10 protein-coding genes are annotated in these 5,795 nt (G+C 41.6%); 4 read left to right on the forward strand and 6 right to left on the reverse strand.

The window, feature by feature from the left end; all coding sequences use genetic code 11:
- Positions 1–34: 34 nt before the first annotated feature.
- From DW657_RS16415 to DW657_RS16430, 4 genes are all read left to right on the forward strand, one after another.
- A complete protein-coding gene (locus DW657_RS16415) occupies positions 35–604 on the forward strand; it encodes a hypothetical protein (RefSeq protein ID WP_118313467.1) in 570 nt (189 codons plus the stop codon).
- A gap of 49 nt (positions 605–653) precedes the next feature.
- Entirely contained in the window at positions 654–995 is a 342-nt protein-coding gene (locus DW657_RS16420; protein ID WP_147381988.1) for a hypothetical protein, read from the forward strand.
- Between the two features lie 129 nt (positions 996–1,124).
- Entirely contained in the window at positions 1,125–1,463 is a 339-nt protein-coding gene (locus DW657_RS16425; protein ID WP_118255884.1) for a type II toxin-antitoxin system RelE/ParE family toxin, read from the forward strand.
- 2 nt (positions 1,464–1,465) lie between these two features.
- Positions 1,466–1,780 carry a helix-turn-helix transcriptional regulator gene (locus tag DW657_RS16430; RefSeq protein ID WP_118255885.1) on the forward strand — a complete coding sequence of 105 codons (315 nt, stop codon included), beginning with the start codon at positions 1,466–1,468 and terminating at the stop codon, positions 1,778–1,780.
- Positions 1,781–1,826: 46 nt separating this feature from the next.
- Here DW657_RS16430 and DW657_RS16435 read toward each other — a convergent pair whose 3' ends face one another.
- The 6 genes from DW657_RS16435 to DW657_RS16460 form a co-directional block, all read right to left on the reverse strand.
- A complete protein-coding gene (locus DW657_RS16435) occupies positions 1,827–2,036 on the reverse strand; it encodes a hypothetical protein (RefSeq protein ID WP_118255845.1) in 210 nt (69 codons plus the stop codon).
- A gap of 166 nt (positions 2,037–2,202) precedes the next feature.
- The gene (locus DW657_RS16440; RefSeq protein WP_118313469.1) at positions 2,203–3,057 is read right to left on the reverse strand and encodes a DUF5106 domain-containing protein; all 855 of its coding nucleotides are present in this window, start codon (positions 3,055–3,057) and stop codon (positions 2,203–2,205) included.
- Between the two features lie 14 nt (positions 3,058–3,071).
- Positions 3,072–4,346, reverse strand: a complete 1,275-nt coding sequence (locus tag DW657_RS16445) for an RNA-directed DNA polymerase (RefSeq protein WP_118313470.1) — start codon at positions 4,344–4,346, stop codon at positions 3,072–3,074.
- Positions 4,300–4,566, reverse strand: coding sequence for a hypothetical protein (locus DW657_RS16450; protein WP_153083156.1), 267 nt, complete (start codon positions 4,564–4,566; stop codon positions 4,300–4,302). Before DW657_RS16450 ends, DW657_RS16445 begins: the two co-directional genes overlap by 47 nt.
- Before the next feature lie 230 nt (positions 4,567–4,796).
- Entirely contained in the window at positions 4,797–5,192 is a 396-nt protein-coding gene (locus DW657_RS16455) for a four helix bundle protein (RefSeq protein WP_118313471.1), read from the reverse strand.
- The gene (locus DW657_RS16460; protein ID WP_118313472.1) at positions 5,179–5,664 is read right to left on the reverse strand and encodes a hypothetical protein; all 486 of its coding nucleotides are present in this window, start codon (positions 5,662–5,664) and stop codon (positions 5,179–5,181) included. Before DW657_RS16460 ends, DW657_RS16455 begins: the two co-directional genes overlap by 14 nt.
- Between the last annotated feature and the right edge of the window lie 131 nt (positions 5,665–5,795).

Below are 5,795 nucleotides of genomic sequence, written 5' to 3' on the forward strand. Positions count from 1 at the left end.
TTCATTTATGTTGAACCAATAAAATAGAACGATTATGGCAAATTGGGCTAGTACAAGCTACCGAATTGAGGGTAAGCAAGAGGACTTGAAAACTCTGAATGAGTTGATTAACGAGTTTATGGACGGCAAGCGTCCTGTAATGGAAGACAACGCTTCCAAGGATTGGGAGGGTAATGTTGCCCTGGAACTGGGAGAGATCACCAAAGGGTATTATCTCCGTGGATTCATCCAGACTTGTGAACTGGAGGATGATGTCCTAAGCATCGAGGCTGAGGAGGCTTGGGGTGCTACAGACTTCCGACACATCCTTGAAAAACATTTCGAGGGAATGAAGGTTTACTTCATCGTGGAAGAGGAAGGTGGGGAGGTTTATGCCACCAACGACAAGGAAGGACGATTCTTCGACTATCGTTTCTTGGTTGACTCTTGCGTGGATGGGGCTGACGAGTGGGAATACTTCGACACGAAGGAACAAGCACTTTCCTATGTAGCCCGAAGAATGGGGGTGGAAACCGTCACTTTGGAGGAAATAGACAAGTGGAACGATGACCACTACGAGGGGGATGATTACATCTACTTCCACGAATATGAGCTTGTGGCATAATAATTAAGGTAACGGAGAGGCTAACCACCTCTCCATAACGTAACAAAATATGGAATACATAGATTTTACAGCACAGAGACTTCATTTGCATAATAACTGCAAAAGGGCTATCGTTGATTTGATGAAAGAGGCGGAGGTGGAGGAAATAGACCTCCTTCACAAGGAAAATGTCTTTGGAGCGGCTTGGCTCATAAGATATTTCTATGGTGACACGATGGAAGAGGTTCAGGTCACCAAGATAAAACTCGATGGGGAGGCTCTTCTATACAAAGGGAGAAACACCGTGGGAGAGGTGGATGAGGATTGGCAAAAACTCGAAATCTCCGATAACGTGATTTCTGCCACTATTGATTCTGTCTATGAGGCTGTTTGGCTGAGATTGAAAAAGTAACCTAAAATTTGAGAAGAGCTATTTTTACTGTTACTAAGTGTTAAATTTTCGTGTATATAACAAGAAAGTTAGGAAAAAGTTTACAGATATTAGAACTTTTTCCTAACTTTGCAAAAAAAATAATGTCACATGAAAGAAAAGCCAAAATTTACAATTCTCTATACAGAGGAAGCTATGAGCTTTTTGCAATCTCTTGATTCTAAGGTTCAAGATAAAATAGCTTTTAATATCAATAAATGTAGGTTTTATACAGATAAAGAGCTATTCAAGAAACTTGAAAATTCAGAAATCTGGGAGTTTCGAACTCTGTATAATAAGAAGGCATATCGTCTTTTTGCATTTTGGGATAAGGATAAAGAGGCGTTCGTGGTAGCCACTCACGGCATTGTTAAAAAGACACAGAAAACTCCTCTCAAAGAGATATTAAAGGCAGAAGAAATTAGAAAGGAATATTTTAATAATAAATAAGTATGGAACAGATGAAACTTTATACTCATGATGAAATGATGGATAGCGTCATTGGTAAGAAAGGTACACCAAGAAGAGACAAATTGGATGCTGATTTGAAAACATTCTTGATGGGGGAAGCTATCAAGAAAGCAAGGGAAGAGAGACACTTGACCCAAGAACAACTTGGTAATTTGATTGGAGTGAAAAAATCTCAAGTCTCACGGATGGAAAGGGGGGCAAATCTTTCATTCTCTACAATGGCTAGAGTTTTTAAGGCAATGAATATTTCTGCGTATTTTAGTATGCCTGGTATTGGAAAGGTTGCCTTGTGGTAAGGTAAAAACGGATGGCTTCTACCTTTGTGTGTGGAAGCCATCCGTTTTATCTATGTAGCACAGACCTTATTATCAAGACCTGGGCGTTGATGTAATGATTGCCTTCCTCCGTGAGCTGATGACGAAGATAGGCTTCCGTGCAGCCTATTTCCTTGGATGTGAACATCTTGAAGATGGCGGTCACACTCCCAAAATAGTAGTTCTTGTGTCCACTGAAGAAGTGGACATGGATTATTTTTGTTTTCTTTTTATTCATGTCATTTAATTTTTAATGTTCCATATGCCTGTTATATGGTAGGTTTCTGATAATTCGCTTATCGTATAATTAAAGACTCATTCCGCTCTTCACAGAGAAGAATGAGCCAATTCAAGTTTAATTTTTTACTATTGTTTTGTTCTTTTCTTGATATGAATGTAATTTCTTATAGCTTGTATTTATGTCTTAGATAGCTCTCTACAGCCTCGATAATGGCATCCTTATATATAACTTTCTTGTTTTTGTCCAAGAGATAGGTACTAGGAATGGCTGGAATGTTATACCTTTCTCGGTCAATGTCCCTTGCATATCTTGCCACTATCCAGTTATAAGGGTATATTCCCTTGTTCTTGTTCCAAGAGGTTAGAGACTCATCTGGATAAAGGGCAAGAATTGCTAGTTCTCCTCTAGCCACCAGGTGGGCGAGGGTGGGGCTATCTCCTGCTAGGATGTTATACACTCGTTTACAATCGTGACAATCGGGATTGTTGAAATAAATGAGCGTGTAGTTGGCTTTTATGCTCTTTAATGTGCCTGTTGTTCCTTCTCTTGTTATATATGTGAAATCGTTGGCTATTGTGCCAACTCTGTTCTTCAGGGCGTTACGTAGTTGGAAACTGTAACGTTCCTTGTAGGCTTCGTCAATTTTCCCTTCTTTTATCGCATACTCCAAGAAGGGAATGTAACATTCTTCGTTCCTCAGCGGTGAATTTGGGTCGGCAAGATGTTTCTCTGCCAATTCCATGAAACCGAGAAACATTTCCTTGCTCCCTTGCTTGGAACGTGACAGCAATGTGTCTATCTGCTGTTTTCTCTCTGTCTTGCTGGAAAATATGAGGTCGCCACAGAAATCCTTGAACTTGGCTTCTGTTACTCCAGGATTGTTTGTCATTGCCTTGTTGGAAAAGTCGAAGCCCTCCCAAAAGGAAACGAAACTTGCCGCAGGATTTGGCTTGGTGACAGGTTTCGAGCTGCATCCAAGCATCAAAATGCTGATGATGAGAAATGCTATTTGTTTCATATATGTCTTTATATTTATGCTGTTAATATACTATTCAAGTCATGGGCTATCTCGCACCTTTCTCTTCTCTTGTTGGTGTATCGCTTATATGGGATGGACTTTTTGTAACCACTTGCGAAATAGAAGTGCTTGAATACTGCGGAACCAGTGAGGCTCTTGTGTATTATCTTATAGCTCTTGTAATGTCCAAGATAGCCGAGATAAGAGTTGAGTGAGGTTTGGATTGCCTCCAACTGTCCTATGGTCAACTCGTCTCTTGTTGAGAACGAGATGATTTTCTCGGCTTTGCTCCTGAAGTTGTTTACGCTTCTTGGTATGGCATATTTTCTGTATGGCTTGACGAAAGCACCCAGAAATGCAACGCCATGGGTATAGGGTTGCAAGTATATCTTCTTGGGATGAAGTGTCAATCCTAACCTTTCCTTCAGAAATGTTCTTATCTCTGGTATCAGGCTCTTTAGGTATGCCTTGGATGGATGTACTACATAGAAGTCATCCACATACCTTCCGTAGTGCCTTATCTTGAATCTTCTTTTTATCATGTTGTCAAACTCGTTCAGATAGATATTGCTGAAGAGTTGACTGGTGAGGTCGCCGATAGGCAATCCGATGCCCTTTGGCTGGCAAAACAAGCTCTTGGACGCTGGCAACAGCATCCATTCCTTCTTGTTGCCTATCACCTCGCAGTCCAGTGTGTGGTCTTTGAAGATGATGCTTTCTACAAGGAAGAGAATAAACTCTGGATTCTTTCCAGGGATGTTACAGTTCTTGCCTTTCTCTTCCCATTGCTTCATGAGTTTGTTGTAAATAATACCGTAGAGGATGTTCTTGTTGATGCTCATGAAATAGCCTTGAATGTCCAGTTTGAGGATATAGGCTGTATGTGTATAGTTGTTGGTGCATGAACGAATATGATGTTCTAGTCGCTCTACACCAAACAGTGTTCCTTTCTCTTTTCTACAGGAATAACTGTCATATATAAATGTTTTCTCGAAGATTGGAGCGATATAGTTGAACAACAGATGGTGAACTACCCTGTCACGGAACTGTGAGGCGAAGACTTCTCTCAGTACAGGGAAATGGGTGAGGAAACAGATGGATTTTCCTGGCACATAGCTACCGTCAAGCAGCTCGTGGTACAGTTCTATGAGATTGTGCTCCGCATCTTTTTCAAACTCCAGTTGGGCGATGGTGTTCCTTTTATTCTTCCTCGCATCCTCGTATGCTCGGAAGAGGTCATTCCTAAGTTGCTCTGCATAAGATAAAGAGGACATGGATTCTCTCTGCATTTGTAAATGCTTGGACACAGCGCACGGAGAAACCGTTTGCTCGATTGTTGTTGTTCGCAGGATTCACGTTGCCACTGTTGAAGTTCAAGTTGTAACCGTTATTCTCGCTGTTCGGCGATGCACTCCAATAGTTGCCGTTGCTGCCCACGTTGCTCATGCTACCGTCGTCGCTGTTGCGATAACCAGCAGCAGGGTTGATGTAACCACTCGTTAAATTCACGATGGAATGCTACGGTAGCAAGCCAACATGAAGATTGGACTTCTCATCCGTCATACCCTATGACTACGCCCTTTGGCTTTTCTCTTTCGCTAGTGGCGCATCATTTACGCCATAGGAGGGTTACTGAATTTACATAACACGCTCTCGATGGCACTGTGAGGTTGCCATCCGAGACTCTGGTTGATGCTTGGAGCTTTCTCCATGTCCTTCATTTACAGTTTTTGTTATGACTATTGTTTATTGTTACTGTTGTTGTTGTCTTCCTTCTTACTCTCTTTTTCCTTTCTACGTTCTGACTTTTCCCAACCTGAGAGCTGCTTGGATATGTTCTCCTGCATTTCTGCAAGAAGTCCATATTGATTGAGGTGGAGCTGTTTCAAGTCTTTGGCGACTCGAATCTGCAGTCTTACTTTTATCAGCTTCACTCTACAGGAGGAGAGAAAGGCTACTTTCTTCTTCGAGGCATTGGCTTGATAGATAAGCTGAAGGATTTCTATCACTTCTTTCTTCAATTCCTCGCCTAGCGTATATCTAATGTCTCTGCTCCAATGTTGGCTGACGATGTAGATACGCAAGAGAAGGTCGTAAGTGGCCTTGAACACAGGAAGCTCGTCATACTTCGCCATTGATTTTCTTCTTTAAGTCAACCAGGAACATCATGCAGTCCATGGGTGTCTTGCTCTCAATATTGAAGCTGCGAACTTTGTTGATGATATACTCATCAGTTGGACTTGTTCCCTTGGGTAGGATCAGGTTTGCACCTTTGTTGTTGCTAATAGTTGTCTCGATGGAATTTTTCCACTCCTCAAAAGTCATTTGAGGCAGAAAGTCCACTGGCTCAATGGTGCAAGTGTTCTCGTCCTTTGAGATGAGACGGAACGAATCTTGATGGGTGTCGAGAGAAGTCAAAGGGAATCCTATATGTATCATCTCGGAAGATGTTTCCTTGAAACGCTGTTTCTTGGGCTTGCATTTCAGGATGCCGAAGACGAACCTATAGGCGGAATATTCATACGCCTTCCAAAAGATGCCTTCCTTATATAGATGGATGGTAGTGGATTGCGCATCCTCACGTTCTAATATTTCCTGTTTTGTCATAATTTGAACTGTAATTTTATATTTTTGAAAATCGGCCGCCACAGGCGGCATTGAAAGGATGGGCTTTTAATGCCCATCCTAAATGAATCAAATAAATCAAATGAACCTAAAATCCGCAACTATCATCCAAT

It is taken from the genome of Prevotella sp. AM23-5, from assembly GCF_003473645.1.
Lineage (GTDB): Bacteria > Bacteroidota > Bacteroidia > Bacteroidales > Bacteroidaceae > Prevotella > Prevotella copri_A.